The sequence below is a fragment of the Mesorhizobium sp. M4A.F.Ca.ET.050.02.1.1 genome, assembly GCF_003997725.1.
Taxonomy (GTDB): Bacteria; Pseudomonadota; Alphaproteobacteria; order Rhizobiales; family Rhizobiaceae; genus Mesorhizobium.
Genome location: NZ_RZSG01000980.1, coordinates 1 through 1979, shown reverse-complemented (window position 1 = coordinate 1979; position 1979 = coordinate 1). Strand labels below are relative to the sequence as shown.

Annotated in this window: 3 protein-coding genes; 1 reads left to right on the top strand and 2 read right to left on the bottom strand. The window is 64.1% G+C overall.

Translation table 11 applies throughout. From position 1 onward, the window contains the following. Positions 1-523: helix-turn-helix domain-containing protein (locus tag EOA33_RS33920; protein ID WP_145989463.1), on the top strand; the 523-nt coding region annotated here is incomplete at its 5' end. Between the two features lie 82 nt (positions 524-605). On the opposite strand, the gene EOA33_RS33915 is transcribed toward EOA33_RS33920, so the two are convergent. Both EOA33_RS33915 and EOA33_RS33910 read right to left on the bottom strand, forming a co-directional pair. Continuing rightward, on the bottom strand, positions 606-1295 hold the full coding sequence (locus EOA33_RS33915) for an MIP family channel protein (protein ID WP_127399969.1): 690 nt from the start codon (positions 1293-1295) through the stop codon (positions 606-608). A gap of 71 nt (positions 1296-1366) precedes the next feature. Further along, positions 1367-1979 (bottom strand): zinc-binding dehydrogenase (locus EOA33_RS33910; protein ID WP_145989462.1); only part of this gene is annotated, 613 nt, incomplete at its 5' end.

The window sequence follows — 1979 nt, the reverse complement described above, 5'->3', positions numbered from 1 at the left end:
GCAGGAAGTCGCCGCGGGCCGCTTCCGCAGTGATCTCTATTACCGAATTGGCGCGGTCTCGATCACGGTGCCGCCGCTGCGTGAGCGCGGCGAGGATGTGCTTCTGCTGGTCGAGCATTTCAACCGCAGGATCGCCGCAGCCTCAGGCGAGGAGCCGCTGGAATTCTCGCACGAAGCGCTTGCCGCGCTGCTCGCCTATCGTTGGCCGGGCAATGTGCGCGAGCTGAAGAACCTTGTCGGACGTCTGCATGTCCTGGCGCGCGGCCGAGATATTGGACTTCACGATCTGCCCGCGGAGATCACGGCCCCCGCATCCGGACAGAGCGCGAAGTCGAGCGACACTGCGGTCATCTCGCCGGAGGTGCCTGAAGGCACGCTCGCCGAGGCGGAACGGCAGGCGTTGAAAAATGCGCTTGCCGTGGAGAATGGCAATCTTAGCCGGGTCGCGCAGCGGCTCGGCATCTCGCGGCCAACACTCTATCGCAAGCTCGAGCAATACGGCATCCGGCGCGAGTTCGTTTGACGAGCGGAAAAGGGAACCCATGCCATTCATGCTATGGGTTTGGGAGGATTTCAGCCAAAAGGGAGCCGCAGGCGGCAGTCGGTCAGGCCGGCTGCGACACCGTTTCGCCGGCTCCGATCACACCAGCGCGCTCCGCCAGCCCGGCTGCGGCGGCGCCAAGACAAGGGGCCACAATATAGAGCCAGAGCTGCGACAGCGCGGTTCCACCGGCGAACAAAGCAGGCCCGAGCGAGCGGGCCGGATTGACCGAGGATCCTGACACAGCAATGCCGGCGAGGTGGATCACGACCAGCGTCAGTCCGATCGCCAGGCCTGCCAGAGCGCCCGCGCCGCCTTCGGCTGTGGCACGCAGAATGACGAGCACAAACAGGAATGTTGCGACTGCTTCGAACAGGAACGCCGAAGTCGCCGAATACGCCGACCAGCCGTTCTGGGCAAAACCATTCGCGGCGACGTCATAGCCGCCACCCTTCCCCTGGACGATCACGTAGAGCACGGCCGACGCGACGATCGCTCCCAGACATTGCGCGACGACATAGCCGACAAGGTCATTGGATTTCATCCGGCCGGAAACGAAGACGCCGAGGCTCACCGCCGGATTGAGATGCGCGCCTGAAATCGGCCCGATCGAATAGGCCATCGCCACCACCGACAGGCCGAATGCCAGGGCGACTCCGAGCAGGCCGACCTCGGAGCGCATGAACAGAACCGTCGCGCAGCCGACGAAGACCAACGCGAAGGTGCCGACGAATTCACAGATGCACTTGTTCATTAATTCCTCTCCTTGCAGATGACAGATCGGAAACCGACGCGGTCGTTTGGCGTGGATCCGGTCCAGATGGTTCAGGGAACGATGACGCCGCGGCCGGTGAAGCGCCGGTTCTTGAAGTCGTCGAGCGCGGTGTTGATGCTGGCGAGGTTGTACTCGGTGTAGTGCATCTTCACCTTGCCGTCGGCGTTGAGCTCCATCAGTTCGACGAGCTCGGTGAAATTGCCGACCAGGCTGCCGCCGATGTTGATCTCCTCGATGACCAGATGCGCGGTCGGAACGTTGACCGCGCCGCCATAGCCGACGACGAAGAGCTGGCCGCCCTTGCGCACCATCTTCCAGCAGATGTTCTCGACGCCGAGTTCACCGACGAAATCGATGACGAGATGGGCGCCGCCGCCGGTGATCGCCTTTACCTCCTCGACAACGTTCGGCCCGCCGTCGAGGACGAAGTCGGCGCCAAGATCCTTGGCCAGCACACGCGCCGCCGGCTCGCGGTCGACGGCGATGATGCGGCAGCCCGAAATCGCGTGCAGCGACTGTAACGCGATGTGGCCGAGCCCGCCGATGCCGAGCAGCACACAGTAGCTTCCTGGGCGCAACAGCTTCGCCGCCCGTTTGGCGGCGCGGTAGGCGGTGATGCCGGCGTCGGCCAGCGGCGCCACCTCGATCGGCGTGACATTGGCG

Excerpts from the sequence above, each read along its gene's own strand:
- EOA33_RS33915 (WP_127399969.1), bottom strand. The coding sequence starts at position 1,295 with ATGAACAAGTGCATCTGTGAATTCGTCGGCACCTTCGCGTTGGTCTTC.